We start from the raw sequence: 16,558 nt of genomic DNA, 5'->3' as shown, positions 1-16,558 counted from the left end.
ATCGTGATGGCGATGGCGATCCGTTCGGCACCGCGCATTCGTGCGGATCATGCGGATCGCACCGTGCGGCTGTCGCGCCGATGCCTACGATGACCGCCGCGTTCGATGACGCTCGACAACGGGCGCTGCAGTCGCTGCTGTCCGCAGCCGCAAACGCCGACACGCCCGACGCACGCCTGTTCGGCACGCTCGTTGCGGCACGTGCGCGCCGCAACGAACTCGGGCTGCTCGGCCTGTCTCATCCGCAACTGGCCGCCGTGCTGGCGCGGCAGTTTCCGCGCCTGCCTGCGGCCGACGCCGCGGCGCTCGTGCCGACGGCCGCGATAGCACTGCTGCCATCCCCCCACGCTGCGTTCGTCGCGACGCTGCACGCGCGGCTGATGGACGATGCGAATCCCGCCGTCGACCGCGACGACGCCGGTTGTCTCGCGTCGATCATCGCGCACGCCTGCCTGCGCCCCGACCATCTGTGGCGCGATCTCGGGCTCGACGGGCGCGACGCGGTATCCGCGATGCTCGATCGCTATTTCCCCGCGCTTGCCGCACGCAACGTCACTCACCTGCGCTGGAAAAAATTTCTCGCGCAGGAAGTGGCCGCATCGCTCGATGTGGTGCCCGGCCCCGCGCCAGGGTGCCCGGGCTGCGAGGATTTCGGCTTCTGCTTTCCTCAAGCGCGATAGTCGCCACCGTAGCCCGCGCTGCCGATTCGATTCGTCGCATCGCCATCCGAAGCATCCGCGTTGGCCGGCGTTGCGGCCGCCCAGCCTGCCATCGTGCGGCTTCGAATCCGCCTCTCGCTTCTACGCAAAACCGGGGTTCGCTGAAACCTGCCACGACCGCGGCTCGCGGCTGGATACACATCGAGCGCCGCGCCCCGTTGCCGGAATTCCATCCGTACCGCAAATCCAATGCGGCGACGAGTTGGTTCAGTCGCCGCTTCCGGCTCGCGAACTTCCGCACGCTCTTCGACGACGTGCTCGCAGCGGGCATTCCCGAACAAACGACCGGTTGACCGCGCGTGCACCGGCCCAAGCGCGAAGCCTGAGGCGGCAGGGTTGACGCACCGATCGATCCGGACAGATTGCCGCCCCGGTCGATCCAGAGCGAACGCCCGGCTCGCCCCCGTTGTTGCGACCGCGCCCCGGCGGCACTGTCAACGGATGCGAGCGCGATGCCGTGCACACCCCATAAACGGTTACCTTACGCGCCGCGTCGTCCGCCGTTCGTGGCGCGGTCAATGCCGGTGCCGGTGATGAATGTCCGGAAAATGCGCATGGCTGTGCGTGATCGGCAGATGCACGTGCGGATGCGTGTGCGGTTCGTTGCCGTCATACGTAATGTCGTGCGCATGCTGGTGATGTTCGTCGTGCCGATGGCGGTGCGTGTGCTCGAGCCGCTCGTGCGTATGCGTGTGTTCATGCCGCTCGCGAACGTGCAGCCAGATACCGAGCGCCATCAGCGCGGCAGCGATCCAGAACGTCGCGGGCGGCAGCGCGGGCCAGATCAGCAGCGACAGCACGACGCCGAACAACGGCGCGACCGAGAAATACGCGCCCGTGCGCGCGCTGCCGAGATGACGCAGCGCGACGACGAACAGCACGAGGCTGATCCCGTAGCCGCCGAGCCCCGTCAGCATCGCGGCGGCCGTGACCGGGAGAGCCGGCAGCGTCGCGCCGGTCGCCAGCGCGATGCCGATGTTCACGGGCCCTGCAATCAGCCCCTTCACGCACGCGATGACCATCGCATCGTTCGCGGCCACCTTGCGGGTCAGGTTGTTGTCGATCGCCCAGCACAGGCATGCGCCGACGATCAGCAACGCGCCGACCGGCACACCGGCCCGGCCTGGCGTCCACGACAGCAGCGTGCCGCCGGCGACGATCGCGACCATCCCGAGGAACACCTGCGTATCCACGTTCTCGCGAAACACCACCCATGCGATGACGGCCGTCAGCACGCCTTCGAGATTGAGCAGCAACGCGCTCGTCGCCGCCGGCGTGCTCGATAGCCCGAGCATCAGCAAGGCCGGGCCGGCCACCCCGCCCGCCGCGATCGCGCCGGCCAGCCACGGCAGGTCGGCGCGCTGCAGCGGTGCGGCGTCTGAGGCCGGTGCGTGACGGTTGTGCAGGCGGCGAAGCAGGATACCGATACCGAGCCCGACGCCGCTGCCGAGATAGAACAGGCCGGCGACCATGAACGGCGACATCGCGCCGATCAGCGCCTTGGCAAGCGGTGTCGCGGCGCCGAACAGCGCGGCAGCGGTGAGCGCGACGAGAATCGCGGAATGTCTCGAGTGCATGATCCGGACGGGATTGACGTTGAATGGCGCCGGTAGCGGCTTCGGGTTGTGTCGCGGTTGGCGTTCAGTACCTTTCTGAATGCAAGCTGCATCGTACCGGTCAACTTGCGCACGAACTGACGTGCCCCGGCGAGATTATCGCGCGTCAACGTGTCAGGACGAACGGGCGCGAACGCTCACATGCCGTGTCGATGCTTCCGGCATTGCGAAATTTCAGGAAACCGAATTAACTGAATGACACGTCGTCGCGTTCCGGACATGCGTACCGTCCATGCGCAAACGACACGGTCGGGATATCGCGCATGCAGCAACGATCGACGAACTTTCTTCGTCCGGTCGCAGGGTCTGTTCGAGGCGGGATAGATAAGGACCCGGCGCGTCAGGCGCCGGTGGGAGGAGTCCTGACCTGCCTCTGTCGAGGCAGGTTAGTCAGTCGTGTCGTTCGCCGCAGGCAATGTGCAGCGGATCAGCGCCGCGCGGCATGCAGCCGCGCGCTGCCGGTTACTCGTTTCCAGCCGTTTGCTGCTCGACCTGCGGCACGGCGTCGGCTTGTGCTTCCACGTTCGCCGGTTGCGGCTCGGCGGCCGCCTCGGCCTGCTGCTCGGCTTTCGGCTGCTGCTGCGCGCCCTTGGCCGATTGCGCCGCGCCCTTGCCGGGGCGGCGAGCCTTCAGCCGGCGCGCCCGCGCTGCGTCGTCATGCGTGACGCGCCCTGCTTCGTTGCCCTGCAGGTCGACCCGCACGGCATCTTCGACGAGGCACGACCAGTAGCGGTTGCCGCGGCACCACGTCGACATCGCTTCACGCAGTTCGGCTTCGTTGAGCCCGACGGCCTGTGCTTCGCGCGCGAGGTCGTCCCAGATGCCGACCTTGAGCGGCACTTTGGGGGCCGGATTCTTCGGGAATGCACGCGGAAACTTACGCTGCAGTTTGCCGATCGCAACGATGACCGGATCGACCGGCGCCGACGGCTTCGCCGATGCAGGCTTCGCGCGATGCGGTGCTTTGCCGCCGGCCGCAGCCGGCTTGGCGCCACGCTGCGGCTGGTCGCCGGACTTCGGCTTCGCGCCGGTGTCCGCCGGCGCTGCCGGCCGCTTCGCGTTGCGCTCCTGCTTGGCCTTCGCTGCGAGCTGCGCCCGCAATTCGGCAAGTTGTTCAAAACCCATAAATTCAATCCACCAGGAATATAAGGTGTGGTTCGTGCGGTCACACCGCGCGGCGCACCCGCTTCGCCGCCATGCGTGCGACCCGTCTGCCGCCGAGGCGGAACACTACAGGGCCACATCGCGCACGCCACTCTGTTTTCAGGCACCCGGCCACGATGCCGGACAAGGCAGGAGTGGAAGTATACCGGTACGCGCGACGGCCGGTTGACTCACTGGTCTGCATTGGCCCGATTCGGGGCACCGGAAATGCATCCGGACGGTCGTGTTGCGCATTATATGGATACGCCTCAGGAAGTCACGTCGTTCACCCTCGTCGGCGGAAATCGGGGCCATCTTGCGCGCCGAGATTGCCTCGCCGGCGGCACTGGCCGACGCCCCATGCGAGATATGCCGCCTTCGGCGCGCAGCCCCCGATCGTGCCGCATCGATGCGCCGCGAATCTCGGTCGCCATTCGTGATCCGGGGCGGCGCCGTCGGTTGCGTGTGAATCGACGATTGCGCCAATGTGAAGCGCCCGCCGACGGGGCGGCGTCTGTCGCGACATGCGAATGCCTCCGTCGATCGCATCGATACCCCTACTCGAATCGTTGCGTCCGCATCGATCCCGTCGCGTACGAAGATGCCGAAAAGTGCGTAGTATGGCCGGATCGATGTCGGCGGCGGTATCCCTCGGCCCCTTTCGCTGCGCACCGGGCCAGCCGTCGAGATCTCGCTTGCCGGCGAAAAGAACCGGTTGCACGAAACGGAGCAGATACATGGTTCCCCCACACGACATCCCGCACGACGACATCACGCGCGAGGAAATACACCACCGGCAGATCGACATGCGCGGCTATCGGCGCAGCGACGGCCGGTTCGAAGTAACAGCCTGCCTCGCGGATCGCAAGACTTTCGATTTCACACCGCCAGGCGGCACCCGGACGGTCGCTGCGCTGTCGCCGATCCACGACCTCGGCGTGACACTGGTCTTCGACGCCGACATGATCGTCCGCGCCGTATCAACGTTCCTCCGGTCGCATCCGTATGCGCAGTGTCCGGGTGGCGGCGACTCGCTGCAGGCGCTCGTCGGACTGACCATCGGCGCCGGCTGGAACAGCGAGGTTCGCAAGCGCCTGCCGTCCTGCGATACGTGCACGCACCTGAAGGAATTGCTCGGCCCGATCGCCACCACGGCCTATCAGACGATGGTCGGCATGCGGAAGTCATCGCTCGAGGAGCGCGACAGCGACGGAAAGCCGCTCAAGATCGACAGTTGCCATGCATATGGCGCATCGCGCGATCTGGTGAAACGCCTTTGGCCCGAATACCACCGGCCTTCGACGCCGGCAAAAGGCAGCTGAGCGCCAGGCAGTCGCGCCAGTCCAGTGCCCGCACCGCAGGATCGGTACCGCGCCTGTGTGCACGTGTCATGTGCACGAACGTACTTCGGTCCGGCCTCACGCCGACCGGCCGGCGCTGTCGGCGGCCTGCGTGATCAGAAAACGCCCAGTGCAAGTCCCGCTGCAAGACCGGCGCCCAATTCGGCGCAGCGCGCGAGATCGTCGCCGTCGATCGTCTTGGCCGCGAGGATGCGTTCCGGCGTCTGCGCGTGCGTACAGACGATCAGGCCCGGCGCCACGTTCTTCAACCGCCAGCCTGTCGCGATCCGGTCGATCTGGCGCAAGGCGTTCTGTCCATCGCTTCCCGCGCAGATCATCACCGCATACGGGCGGCCGTTCACGCGATCGAGCGCCGCGTAGTAGCAGCGGTCGAAGAAGTCCTTCATCAGCCCGGACATCGCCGCGAGATTCTCAGGTGTCGCAAACAGATAGGCATCGGCGTCCAGCACATCGTCTGCGCTCGTCGCGTCCGCGCGCTGCAGCCTGACGTCGACGCCGGATTGCTCGCGCGCCGCGCCGGCAGCCGCTTCGGCCATCTGTTGCGTGCCTCCGGTCATCGTGTGATAGACGATCAACAGTGTCTTCATGCGTCGTCACTCGCGTACGGCTTCAGGTAAGCCGGCGGCATCGCCGGTTCTGCTGGATGGCCAGCGATCATATGAGGCGGTTCCGCATCCGTGGATCTGCCGGTTTACCGACGCGTCGGGCCAGGGCGCGCGTCGAACATGCGCACTGTGCCGGCCTCGCTTTGCGCATGATCGACCGGATGCACGATCAGTCTGCTGCGGCGCGTGATGCGTCGGGGTCTTCCGGTCGCGCGTAGTACGCGAGAAACATGTCTGCGGCGGATTCCGCGACTTTTTGTTGCTCCGGCGCCGCGAGTGGCGGCTGGCCCATCGTGATCTGCGGCCAGAACGCGAATGCCTTCACGACCCCGTGCAGCTGATGCGCGGCAAACACCGGATCGGTGACCGACAGGCGTCCGGCCGCCGCGGCCGTTCGTACCCAGACCGTCATGTCTTCCTCGCGCTCGCCGAGACGCTCGACCATGTCGCGCGCGCGTTCCGGCGAATGGATGGCCGCACCGATCGCGACACGTGCGAGCGCGAGAAATGCCTCGTCGCCGAGCAGGCGCATTTTGCGCTCCAGCAACGCGAGCAATTGCTCGCGCAGCGGCACGTCGGAACGATAGGTTGGCGAACTGCCGGTTCGGGTCGCATCCCACAATTTTTGCAGGATCGCGGCGAACAGCGTTTCCTTGCCCGGAAAGTGGTTGTAGACCGTGCGTTTCGACACGTCCGCGCGCGCGGCGATTCGGTCCATGCTGGTCGCGTCGTAACCCGACGCGAGAAATTCCTCGATGGCCGCGTCGACGATGGCCGCGCGCTTTCGATCGGTCAGGCGCTGAGGGGGAGTGCTGGTATCCATTCGGAAATTTTACACCGCGTAGTTTACTTATCCCAAAAATAAACTACACTGTTTAGTGTACTTTATTCTCCGGACGAATCCACATGGCATCGCCTCTCGTTTTGATTCATCGCATTCTGGGTCTTGCGGCCGCCCGACGCGGCCGCGTGCTGTCTGGCGGCTCGCCGCAGCACAATGGCGAGCGCTTCAGCAATGTCGCGCCCCGGCCGGCCGAGGGGTTGGGCAAGACACTCGGCATCGCGTGGAACATGTTGTTCAACAAGCCGCGCCATACCGTGCCCGCAGGGGTGCTGCCCGTCGATTCGCTGACCCGCGCGGAACTCGACGCGGCCCCCGATCGCAGCCTGTACCGGCTCGGCCATTCAACGCTGCTGCTCAAGCTGCGCGGCGAATTCTGGCTGACCGATCCCGTCTTTGCCGAGCGCGCGTCGCCGTTTCGTCGCGTCGGCCCGAAGCGTTTTCATGCGCCTCCGATCGCACTCGAAGATCTTCCGCCGCTGCGCGGCGTGATCCTGTCGCACGATCACTACGATCACCTCGACCGCGACACGGTGCTCGCGCTCGCGGCAACCACCGGTGTGTTCGTGACAACACTGGGCGTCGGCGACCGCCTGATCGAGTGGGGAATCGACGCGAAGAAAATCCGTCAGCTCGACTGGTGGCAGAGTGTCGACGAGGCCGGCTTGACGCTGACCGCCACGCCTGCCCAGCATTTTTCCGGGCGCAGCCTGTTCGATGGCAACAGCACGCTGTGGGCATCCTGGGTCATCGTCGACGACGACTTGCGCGTGTTCTTCAGCGGCGACACGGGCTACTTCGATGGTTTCCGGACGATCGGCGAGCGCCTCGGGCCGTTCGACGTCACGCTGATCGAAACAGGCGCATACGATGCGCAATGGCCGTACGTCCACATGCAGCCGGAAGAAACCGTGCAGGCGCACATCGATTTGCGCGGTCGCTGGCTGGTCCCGATCCACAACGGCACGTTCGATCTCGCGATGCACCGCTGGCAGGAACCGTTCGAGCGCGTCACGGCGCTGGCGATCGTGCGTGGCGTCGAATTGTCGACGCCCAGGATGGGCGAGCGCCTCGCTCTGGCCGAGCCGCATCGCGGCGAGCGGTGGTGGCGCACGGTGGACGAGCGCGTGCCATCCGTTGCCACGAAATCGCGCCGCTGGTCGCTTTGCGCGTCGCAAGCGACGAAGTAGGCCCACCGGACGTTGCGCATTTTCCCGGGAGCGCGGCAATGCCGCGCCTCCGGGAAGTTCGTTTCCGGCGTACCGGCATGTCGATGGGCCCGCCTGTAGACCCGATTACCCGAGTAGAGAAGTCATGCATCCGGCACCTGCCCAATACTCCCCCGGCCAACAGGTCGACACCGCCCCCCTCGCTGCATTCAACCCCGTCTCTCCCCGATCGCCCCGCCAGAGCCGGGAGAGCGACCTGCGGCTGACACTCGCAGAGCGCGTCGCGAGGTGGACGGATGGAGTCGACCACCTCACCACGGCCATTCCGAACCTGAGCCTCCATCGAAGGGAGACACCGACGCAGCCGATGGACTGTATGGTCGAGCCAAGCTTCGGGCTCGTCGTCCAAGGCACGAAGCGGATCATTCAGAGCGGCGATGTGTATCTATGCGATGCCAACCGTTTTCTGATCACGTCGCTCGACTTGCCCGGTTCAACGCAGGTCATCGAGGCCAGCCGAGAAACGCCGTTTCTCGGGATCGGGCTCAAGCTTGATTTTCGCGTCATGGCCGAACTGATGGCGCAGGTCGCACCGGATCACGAGGATGCCCCCGCAGGTCGGGGCCTCGTCGTCGGCGACATGACCGAACCGCTCTACGACGCAGTCAACCGGTTGCTGGCGTTGCTCGATGATCCCAACGCCATTGCAATTCTCGCTCCGTACGTCGAGCGGGAAATCTACTACCGGCTGCTGGCGAGCGACCAGGGCAGCCGCCTGCGTCAGATTGCGTCCGCCGGCAGTCAGGGCAACCGCGTGTCGCGGGCGATCCAGTGGTTGCGAACCCATTACGACGAGTCGCTGCGAGTCGACGATCTGGCGACGCAGGTTCAGATGAGCAGTTCGACTTTCCATCACCACTTCCGCCAGCTCACTGGCATGAGTCCGCTGCAGTACCAGAAATGGATACGACTCAACGAAGCACGTCGGCTGATGCTGTCCGAGCGACTCGACGCCACGTCGGCATCGTTCCGGGTTGGATATGCGAGCCCGACCCAGTTCAACCGCGAATACAGTCGGTTGTTCGGTAATTCGCCGAGAAGAGATATCGATAACCTGCGCAGCGGAACGGATGTCGTTCTGTCGGTGGCGGCAACTTACTGATCGCCGGAGTTGTACCGAAGATGCAGGATGCCGATTTTGGCGGTATCCACGAAATGGTTGGATCGGTTTCATGCCTGATCCGGGCGAGTCACACGCTTGCAGCGAGACGCGCGCCTCTCGATTTCTTGCCGACTCAGGACTGATGGCTTGATGGCCGCCTGAGGACTTGCAATTGAGTATCGAGCGATGCGTGAGCTCCCCTCGGAGTCGGACGTTTCGCCAACTTGCGATCAAGGCGCAGACACAAGCAGGTCGTCCCATGCCGTTCTCATGAGCCGGTGATGACTTCGTCCCCTCTTCGACGACCAGGTCCCTTGACGGTCTCCCCGGCGCTCTGCCACAAACTCTTTGGTGCCGGGATTCTCGCGTCACTCTGTCATCCAACGAGTTGAGCAACCAATGCGCGTTGTCACGTGACAACTCGCGCCGATTATTGGCGCGGACATCCGATCAGAGACTCGACAGCGTGCCGTGGTGTATGTGATCCGCGGGAGTTCGACTTGCCTCAGATACCTGGCGGGACCACGGAAGTTTCAAACACTACATAATACGTATTAATAAGTACAAATCGACGCACCTTTATACGAGCTGCCGGATGCAGAGCACGAAATGACCATGCGCCCCCATTTAAACGCGCAATCTTGTTGATATTGCGTGAAACAACATGAAGAATATTGCACAACCCTTTGCTGGATAAGGATTTCCACGAGCATCGAATTTCTTGAAATTGTTTCACGATCTGGCCCGTTTGAGCTATCGCGCGACCTTCAATCGCGGAGTTTGCCGCAAATCGACGCCTGGCACGCACGGCCGTCGCGTGAAGGCTGGACTGCGCTGGCGGGAACGGGGGTAGGCACGACAGAGCCTCGCCCTACCCTGCTGGCTAACGTTCGATGAAGATGCAACTGAGCGGCCCAGTTAAATGGGGCCATATCATAGACGCTTATGATGTGCACTCGGGTTGCTGTCCCAGTGAGGAGCTCCATCGTTTTGCAGGGGGTATGAATGCGGATGGCCCGCCACGATGGGGGCGGAATCTGCGATCAATCGATGCTTCAAACTCTTCGATACAGTGTGTGCCGCCCGACGCGCAGGCCAGCGTGCCACTCAACGCACACGCGCCTCAAACAACACTCCAGTTGTCACGTGACAACCCAGCAAACAACCGCCCCGGAGAATCTCTTCGCGACGAGCCAAAGGCGACAAACCTCTCCTTTACCGATCTATCTGTTCATTCTCAGCGGAGTTCGATCGCAACGGGGCTGAAAATCGACGCAGAGCGGTCGTCACCGTCCGCTCTTGAGGCGATTGTCACGTGACAACTCACCTCGGCTGCGAGGTAGTCGCGCGAAACCAGCGATCGAACGTTGAAATAACTTCGCCGAGATCGTCACCGCGATCTGACCAAAGACTCTTCGGTGTCGGAGTGCACCGGAAAGCACCAAATCTCTACGTCTTGTCACGTGACAACTGAGCTTCCCGACGACATTCTCCAAGCCGACCTACTGGAGTCACTGAGAGTTTTGCCAGAAATTTCGCAAGATCAATCGTCCACCCTCCAGGCGTTAATCCGTCATCACTGTTAAAGCTCGTCGAACTTTCTATCGATCTTTGTACGTGATTTTCGAGCGAGATCGTCAATTTTATTTTTACTCGATCACCGCCCATCGCTGACTCTTAGCCATTCGGCTACTTGTCACGTGACAACCATATCGATCATCAAGTCATACATCCCGTCGAAGGCTTTTTCTGGACATTTCGCTAATAATTGCATATATTACGCAAAACTCCGTGGGGAAATTTAATGGCTTTCAAGATCGCCGTCAGTAATCAAAAAGGTGGGACTGGGAAGACAACCATCTCCGTCAATATCGCGGCTGCGTTCGAAGCAGGCGGCAACAAGGTCGCCCTGATCGATGCCGACCCTCAAGGCACGTCCGTCCGGTGGGTAACGAGCGGCGAGAACACGCTGCCGATGACGGTACTCTCGCTGGCCCCAGCCGGCCGAGGCATTGGCGGCGAAATCAAAAAGCAAGACGCGAACTTCGATGTGATCGTCGTCGACTGTCCCGGCAACCTCGAAGATCCGCGAATCGCATCGGTACTCGAAGTTGCCGATTTCTGCCTTGTGCCGCTGTCGCCGTCGCCGGCCGATCTCTACAGCACCGTCGCGATGATCCGCATGATCGAATCGATGCGATCCATCCGTAACCCAAATCTGTCTTCCGCATTAATGCTGAATAGCGTTAATGGAAAAACTAAAATGCGTGAAGAAATTTTAAAAATTCTAAGAGCAGAAGAAATAGGGGAGCATCTGCTCGACAGCCAGATCGCGCAACGCGAGGTCTACCGTCAGACGTTTGCGCTCGGCACCACGATCCATCATCACAATCGGTACCTGAAGGGCCTGAAAGAAGCCCGAGCGGAAATCGAAAAGCTGGTCACGGAAATGGCCCAATACATCGCGTCGACGCGCGCTACCGGAGCCGCCCATGGCTAAGGACACCTCGAAAGACAAGAAGCCGACCGGCAACCTGCATCTCGCAGCCGGCCTGCTGCGCGGGCTCGCGCAGGAAAATGCGGCACTCGAAACGCGGCTGCCCGAACCGGCGGCCGCACCGAACGCCATCGCCGAATCGGCACCCGCCAGCGCCCCGGCCGCGGCCGCACCCGCCGTCACGGCCGATCTTGGCGCGCCACAGAAGGTGCTGGTCAAGGATTGCATTCCGAACCCGTTCAACCCGCGCGTGTTCTACTCGGAGTCGAGCCTGCACGAGCTCGCCCTGACGCTGAAACGGGAAGGGCAGATCGAGCCGATCAAGGTGACGCGGCTGCCGGAGTTTCCCGGCAAGCTCGTCGTGATCGACGGGCAACGCCGGCTTCGCGCGACGAGCATCAACGGCGACGAAACCATCAACGCCACGTTCCGCACGGATCACACGCCCGAGCAGCTCTACACGATCGCGTATCGCGCGAACCACGACCACGAACGCCAGACGATCTTCGACGATGCGGTCGCGTGGAAGCGTCTCCTCGACGAGAAGGTCTTTTCCGACCAGAACACGCTGGCGGAAAAAATCGGCAAGGACAAGGCATCGATCAGCAAGACGCTGTCGCTCAACGCACTCCCGAACACACTCCTTGAACGGATGGCGAGCGCGAACGACGTGGTCGGCCTGCAGGCGGCGTATTTCCTGAAGCTGATCTTCGAACGCCTGGGCGAGCCGACGGCCGACCGGCTGCTGACGGCCGTGATCGACCGGAAAAAATCGGTTCGTGATCTCGAGAATTTCCTGCGTGCGCAGAGCGACGGCAGCAAGAAGGCAGGACGCACCCGTTACAGCGTCCGGCATGACTTCGCGCTCGAATCGCAAGCGATCGGTCAGTTGAAGACCTATCCGGACGGCCGCCTGGATCTGCAGCTCAAGGGCGTCGACGCATCGCACCAGGAGGCGCTCGCCGACAAGCTGAAGACCGTCATCGACGCGTACGTTGCCAAGCTGGCAACGGCTACGCAAAAGTAACGCGCGAAAAGCAGAAGGCCTCGCATCCGCGTTGCATCGCGAAGCCGGACGACGACGTCCGGCACGCGACACGCACCCGGCTGCGAGGCCTCGTTCAGTTGCCAGCGAGACTGCTTTTCAGCAAGAATTCCAGCAAGTCGTCCGAGGTCGGTTCGCCCCACGTATCCAGCGCGAGCCATCGGAAGAAACTGGTCTGCGCAAGTTTGCTCGCCTTCTTCTTCGGCGACAGCGTCAGATCCTTCGAGCCTGCCACCGTCTCGTTGTAACGCTCGATCAGCTTGGTCTGGTCGTCGATCTCCAGTTCGCGGAAATACGCGCCGGCTTCCTCGACCTTCGCCGCCAGATATTTGTCGCGAATCTGTTCCTGCTTGCTCTGCGCGGATTCCTTCGCCGGTGCAGCCGCCTCCGTTCCCTGCCCGTCGGCCAGCGTATAGCCGTGCGTCAGCGCCTTGCGGAAGTATGCGGCCACATTGTCGACCGGCGCCGCATTCTTCTTCGTAGTCCGATTGAGCGTGTAGGCAATCGCAGCCTTGATGCGCTGCACGCCGTATTGCGTGATCAGCCGGCGCGCTTCCGAACGCGGAATGCCGAACTTGGCGACCTCCTCGACCAGCGCTTCGTTCTTGACGTCGCCGTCCTCCACCGTATCGGCGCTCTGCTTGCGCGTCACCTTGAACTGGACGGCTTCCACGCTCCGGCCGGACTTGTGTTCGATCAGCTCGAGCGTGTGATCCGAAACTTCGTTCACCTCCTGAATGCACGGCACCAGGACCTTGCTCTTGAACAGCTTGTATTCCTTGTACGACTGTGACGCCTTGTCCTGGCCGAGAATGAGGTCACGAAATTTCGGCAGCGGGATCTTCGCGGTGATGCCGATTCCTTCGTAGCGCACCGTGTTTTCCCACAACGCGAGCGAGTGCGACCGCCGGAACTCGCGGGCGATCCGCATATCGATCAATGCGTAGATCTCGGGGTTGAGCAATTCGCTGCGAATCTGGTCGGAGAAGCTGTACTTCAGCACCGATTGCTCGAGCTCCGCGCCGGCGAGGAGGCCTGACGCTTTCCAGACGGTGGATCGGTCCGCGGCCAGGTAGTCCCAGTTGACGACGGTACTGATCAGCGAGTTGACCGTGTCCTTCACGTATTTCGTGTTGTTGCTGTTCAACCCGCTCTCGTGCGAGAGCGACGCGATCGAGATCGAGAAGCTCGTCCGGCCCGGCTCGAACGCCTCTTGCCGAAGCGCATTCTTGATCAGCGAGCTGAACATCTTGCGCTGCTGCAGCCCGATCTTCCCGGACTTGGGCGCGATATGAATCGCCTGGACCGCCTTGCGCAGCAAGTCGGGAGGCTCGGGTGTCTGAAACAGCGAAACCTGTTTGTCTGAGCCTTTGCTTGCGGGCTTGCGCGGCATCGTAATGTCCGGATAAGGTCACCTTGTTGAGAGCGGACTTTATACCTTTTCGCGGCGACGGGCAACGCCCTTGTTCCTGCTTTACTTGCACTATCTCGGCTAACCTTCAGATACAAAAGGAAAATCTTCGATCAGACAATCTTTTCGCGGCCCCATATCCATCTACCTTTCGATCAAAATGCTTCCCACACGCGGCTACCTTTCATGCCCGGTCACGGAAACCCGGCACGGGATTTGCCCTCGCCAAGGTAACCATCCATGGGAAACAGATGTGCAGAATCGAGATCGCTGGGCACATTCATGGTGCCTTGCAGCACAGTCTCGTTTTCCTCCCATAACTTGCTACCTTCACCGATTCCCACAGGAGGGTACCTTTCAACCGGCCTTGATTGCATGGATGCCGCAGACAGCACCCATAAACGGCAACCCTCCGGTTTCCCCATAAAAGGTTACCTGTCCGTGCCGTCGATCCTGTCCATGGGAACCAACCACGGGAAAATTTGGAAAAAGGCAATCAGGCGGCCCCGGATGCCACCCATAACCGGCTACCTTTGAAGCGCCCCATAACCGGCTACCCAAGAAAAATCTCTGTGCATTCAGGCATCTACCGATCAAATAAATGCCCCATAAAAGGCTACCTGCATACGTTCCCATAGACGACTACCCAACGTGTTCTGTGGCCGATTTCCCATAACCGGGTACGCTTGCCCCATATCCACAACCCTGACTCCCCACAACCCGGTACCCCAAACCCCAAATCCACAGACCTGAAACCCCAGACCCTTACACCTGTGCTCCCATAAATGGGTACCGAACACCTGTCAAACCCTTGTGGGATAAGGCTGTGAGCCGTCTAAAAGTAGTTAAAGAAGTAAACGTCGTTAACAAAAGATGTAAACACACGTGCGCGTCCACAGAAAGACGAACCCCATAAACCGCTACCATTGAGTAGCCGTCTATGGTGTTGCAGGCACCTCAACGCTTCGATTCAGGCTTGGGAAACAGTGACCGGGCTCCTCGTTTCGCACAGGTTCCAGGCCCAACAAGGCTTCCAGAAGAGGTGAGTACATACTCACATCTCCTGAAACGTAGAAACTTATGGGAGAAAAACGGGAGGAAACTGTCCGTTTCCAGGTACAGGTTCCCGTTTATGGGATCGAAAAACCGTCCCCGTAGCCTCGCGAATGCACGTTATCGACCGGCAAAGTCCATCGGCCCGCTGGAAACATAGATCTCTTCGGTTTCGTTCACAGCAGTTTGAAATCATCCGCTACGGCTGGCGAAGGAATTTTTACACTCAAGCCTCCTTGTCTACGAAGAAAGTTCTCCGATCGTCAGCTCGCGTCTCCGCTCAAACCCAGCCTGTCGGCTGTGCACAGAGGAAATCGCCGCAACTCGCTTCGCCGCGCCCGGGGCGTCCAACTTTCTACCTTTGGCTCCATCAACCGAAAATCAATGCTGTGCCTCCCATCCACAACGAGAGGCCCTGGAACGGCTTTCCCGAGATCAAGTAGGGGGGCGGCATCGTTTGCACACGTCGCCGGGTCCTGGGTCGATCCAGCATGCGTCGCGGGCCAACGTGAAGATAGAGGGATCACGAAGCTCACCCCAGTCGAATTCGGGCGATGATCCCGAACATTCTCACCTTCCGACACTTTCGAATCTCGTAAAAGCTCGCCTACCTGACGAGGCCGCAGTTATCGGCATGCTGTGCGGGCGGCAATGCTCGCCACGATGCATTGAGGCCAAGGTCGCGGAATGAAAATCCTGTGTTTCGGGCATGCGGTCCGATGCGTTCCTGCGCTGAATCTGCCGGATCTCACCTGGCCGCGACATCATTTCTGCGGATCACGTTCGCCCGACGACCGTGGTGACATCCGCGCGATGCCGTCAGCGCAATCGTGAAGCGGTCCGGGCCGATGTCTTCACCGTAGGCAATGTCGACGCCTTTCGTCATACGGACCACATGGCGACCATATTTGCCGACTAAGGCAGCCCTTGGGGTCACAGTTCAGCGATTGGTTGCTGATCGAACTGCAAACGCTGTGTGCGATGCAATCGTGCTTGCCTTGATCTCCGTAACACCGAATCGTGGTCGTTTATGGGAGGAACTGTCGCTTGAACCACGTCGACCGTCAACGTGACACACAGTTCGACTGCTGTGACTGCGGTGATCGTGATTGGCCGAATGACGATCACGTCCAGGGTGAGCGCGCCGGCATCCCCACCTATGAAACAGTCATGGGTATTTCGCATCGCACCTCCATACATCAATCGTCCGCGTCTTCAGGGCGCAGGTACGTCGCCGGTTTCCGGTTCCCCAATGGCGCGATCCACAATTCCTGTCCTGTCAGTGACCGTCCCTGTCGAGTGCCGTCCACGTTTTCTCCCATACGTGTATCCCCGAACCCCGTTGCACGTTGACGCCATATTTTTCACGACGCGGTTATGATGCACAGGTCCCGGATGCGGCATGACAACCGACCGGGGCAGGGGCGGTATCTCGATGGTCTTCCAATCCGTGATAAACCAGAAAAGAGAGTTCAGCGATGCGAATCCAGATCAGAAAACTCACGTTGGCTGCTACCGCAGCCGCGTTCCTGTTCGGCTCGGCAGTTCCCGCGTTTGCGCAGACCGACGCCAGCGCGTCCGCTGCACAGGACGCCAAGGCAGCGAAGAGCCAGGCACGCAAGGCGGCCAGGGCCCAGCGCAAGGCAGAGCACAAGGCCGCGCGTGCGAAGAACAACGCCGAGCTGAAGAAACTCGAAGATGCCGGTTACAAGCCGGCGGCCAATGATCCGAACTATCCGCAGAACCTGCAGAACGCGGAGAAAAAAGCCGGCGTCGGCGCAAGCCAGTAAGCGTCTTCCGGCGGCAAGCCACGGATCGATCCGCGGCTTGCCGCATGCGTCGCCGTTCCACGGCGCACATCAAACGCAGCAATCCCGGTATCGACGAAGGCCGAAGACAATACGCAATCCAGTCGCTTGCGTTATTTGATTCGCAT

General features: G+C 61.6%; 12 protein-coding genes. 7 read left to right on the top strand and 5 right to left on the bottom strand.

Annotated features, from left to right (window positions below):
* Positions 1-89 precede the first annotated feature (89 nt).
* Positions 90-680, top strand: a complete 591-nt coding sequence (locus AB3K92_RS00215; protein ID WP_369464626.1) for a nitrogen fixation protein NifQ — start codon at positions 90-92, stop codon at positions 678-680.
* A 554-nt stretch (positions 681-1,234) separates the two neighbouring features.
* Here AB3K92_RS00215 and AB3K92_RS00210 read toward each other — a convergent pair.
* Both AB3K92_RS00210 and AB3K92_RS00205 read right to left on the bottom strand, forming a co-directional pair.
* Positions 1,235-2,296 (bottom strand): DMT family transporter, encoded by a 1,062-nt coding sequence (locus AB3K92_RS00210; RefSeq protein ID WP_060221720.1) that lies wholly within the window; start codon positions 2,294-2,296, stop codon positions 1,235-1,237.
* A gap of 501 nt (positions 2,297-2,797) precedes the next feature.
* On the bottom strand, positions 2,798-3,460 hold the full coding sequence (locus tag AB3K92_RS00205; RefSeq protein ID WP_021163663.1) for a ProQ/FinO family protein: 663 nt from the start codon (positions 3,458-3,460) through the stop codon (positions 2,798-2,800).
* 755 nt (positions 3,461-4,215) lie between these two features.
* Between AB3K92_RS00205 and AB3K92_RS00200 the strand changes: the two genes are divergently transcribed.
* Complete coding sequence (locus AB3K92_RS00200; RefSeq protein WP_369464625.1) at positions 4,216-4,800, top strand: DUF2889 domain-containing protein; 585 nt, start codon at positions 4,216-4,218, stop codon at positions 4,798-4,800.
* Positions 4,801-4,934: 134 nt separating this feature from the next.
* Here AB3K92_RS00200 and AB3K92_RS00195 read toward each other — a convergent pair whose 3' ends face one another.
* Both AB3K92_RS00195 and AB3K92_RS00190 read right to left on the bottom strand, forming a co-directional pair.
* The gene (locus tag AB3K92_RS00195; protein WP_027792197.1) at positions 4,935-5,426 is read right to left on the bottom strand and encodes a flavodoxin family protein; all 492 of its coding nucleotides are present in this window, start codon (positions 5,424-5,426) and stop codon (positions 4,935-4,937) included.
* 187 nt (positions 5,427-5,613) lie between these two features.
* On the bottom strand, positions 5,614-6,267 hold the full coding sequence (locus AB3K92_RS00190) for a TetR/AcrR family transcriptional regulator (protein WP_021163666.1): 654 nt from the start codon (positions 6,265-6,267) through the stop codon (positions 5,614-5,616).
* 83 nt (positions 6,268-6,350) lie between these two features.
* On the opposite strand from AB3K92_RS00190, the gene AB3K92_RS00185 reads away from it, so the two are divergent.
* The 4 genes from AB3K92_RS00185 (at position 6,351) to AB3K92_RS00170 (ending at position 12,140) form a co-directional block, all read left to right on the top strand.
* A complete protein-coding gene (locus AB3K92_RS00185; RefSeq protein ID WP_059591514.1) occupies positions 6,351-7,475 on the top strand; it encodes an MBL fold metallo-hydrolase in 1,125 nt (374 codons plus the stop codon).
* 124 nt (positions 7,476-7,599) lie between these two features.
* A complete protein-coding gene (locus tag AB3K92_RS00180; RefSeq protein ID WP_369464299.1) occupies positions 7,600-8,616 on the top strand; it encodes an AraC family transcriptional regulator N-terminal domain-containing protein in 1,017 nt (338 codons plus the stop codon).
* Between the two features lie 1,804 nt (positions 8,617-10,420).
* Positions 10,421-11,116 (top strand): ParA family protein, encoded by a 696-nt coding sequence (locus AB3K92_RS00175; RefSeq protein WP_089430033.1) that lies wholly within the window; start codon positions 10,421-10,423, stop codon positions 11,114-11,116.
* Positions 11,109-12,140 (top strand): ParB/RepB/Spo0J family partition protein, encoded by a 1,032-nt coding sequence (locus AB3K92_RS00170; RefSeq protein WP_369464298.1) that lies wholly within the window; start codon positions 11,109-11,111, stop codon positions 12,138-12,140. Before AB3K92_RS00175 ends, AB3K92_RS00170 begins: the two co-directional genes overlap by 8 nt.
* Before the next feature lie 94 nt (positions 12,141-12,234).
* Here the strand turns inward: AB3K92_RS00170 and AB3K92_RS00165 are convergent, their stop codons facing one another.
* Positions 12,235-13,551: a replication initiation protein gene (locus tag AB3K92_RS00165; protein ID WP_021163671.1), complete on the bottom strand. Its 1,317-nt coding sequence runs from the start codon at positions 13,549-13,551 to the stop codon at positions 12,235-12,237.
* A 2,549-nt stretch (positions 13,552-16,100) separates the two neighbouring features.
* Here AB3K92_RS00165 and AB3K92_RS00160 point away from each other — a divergent pair.
* Positions 16,101-16,412 carry a hypothetical protein gene (locus tag AB3K92_RS00160; protein ID WP_048028142.1) on the top strand — a complete coding sequence of 104 codons (312 nt, stop codon included), beginning with the start codon at positions 16,101-16,103 and terminating at the stop codon, positions 16,410-16,412.
* Positions 16,413-16,558 lie beyond the last annotated feature (146 nt).

It is taken from the genome of Burkholderia sp. Bmkn7, assembly GCF_041103175.1.
Lineage (GTDB): Bacteria > Pseudomonadota > Gammaproteobacteria > Burkholderiales > Burkholderiaceae > Burkholderia > Burkholderia cepacia.
The sequence above is the reverse complement of the archived record's forward strand: the minus strand, read 5'-3'. Positions and strand labels throughout refer to the sequence as shown.

Bases quoted from the DNA above. Each gene is read 5' to 3' on its own strand.
- AB3K92_RS00215 (WP_369464626.1), top strand. From the start codon at position 90: ATGACCGCCGCGTTCGATGACGCTCGACAACGGGCGCTGCAGTCGCTG.
- AB3K92_RS00210 (WP_060221720.1), bottom strand. From the start codon at position 2,296: ATGCACTCGAGACATTCCGCGATTCTCGTCGCGCTCACCGCTGCCGCG.
- AB3K92_RS00205 (WP_021163663.1), bottom strand. From the start codon at position 3,460: ATGGGTTTTGAACAACTTGCCGAATTGCGGGCGCAGCTCGCAGCGAAG.
- AB3K92_RS00200 (WP_369464625.1), top strand. From the start codon at position 4,216: ATGGTTCCCCCACACGACATCCCGCACGACGACATCACGCGCGAGGAA.
- AB3K92_RS00195 (WP_027792197.1), bottom strand. From the start codon at position 5,426: ATGAAGACACTGTTGATCGTCTATCACACGATGACCGGAGGCACGCAA.
- AB3K92_RS00190 (WP_021163666.1), bottom strand. From the start codon at position 6,267: ATGGATACCAGCACTCCCCCTCAGCGCCTGACCGATCGAAAGCGCGCG.
- AB3K92_RS00185 (WP_059591514.1), top strand. From the start codon at position 6,351: ATGGCATCGCCTCTCGTTTTGATTCATCGCATTCTGGGTCTTGCGGCC.
- AB3K92_RS00180 (WP_369464299.1), top strand. From the start codon at position 7,600: ATGCATCCGGCACCTGCCCAATACTCCCCCGGCCAACAGGTCGACACC.
- AB3K92_RS00175 (WP_089430033.1), top strand. From the start codon at position 10,421: ATGGCTTTCAAGATCGCCGTCAGTAATCAAAAAGGTGGGACTGGGAAG.
- AB3K92_RS00170 (WP_369464298.1), top strand. From the start codon at position 11,109: ATGGCTAAGGACACCTCGAAAGACAAGAAGCCGACCGGCAACCTGCAT.
- AB3K92_RS00165 (WP_021163671.1), bottom strand. From the start codon at position 13,551: ATGCCGCGCAAGCCCGCAAGCAAAGGCTCAGACAAACAGGTTTCGCTG.
- AB3K92_RS00160 (WP_048028142.1), top strand. From the start codon at position 16,101: ATGCGAATCCAGATCAGAAAACTCACGTTGGCTGCTACCGCAGCCGCG.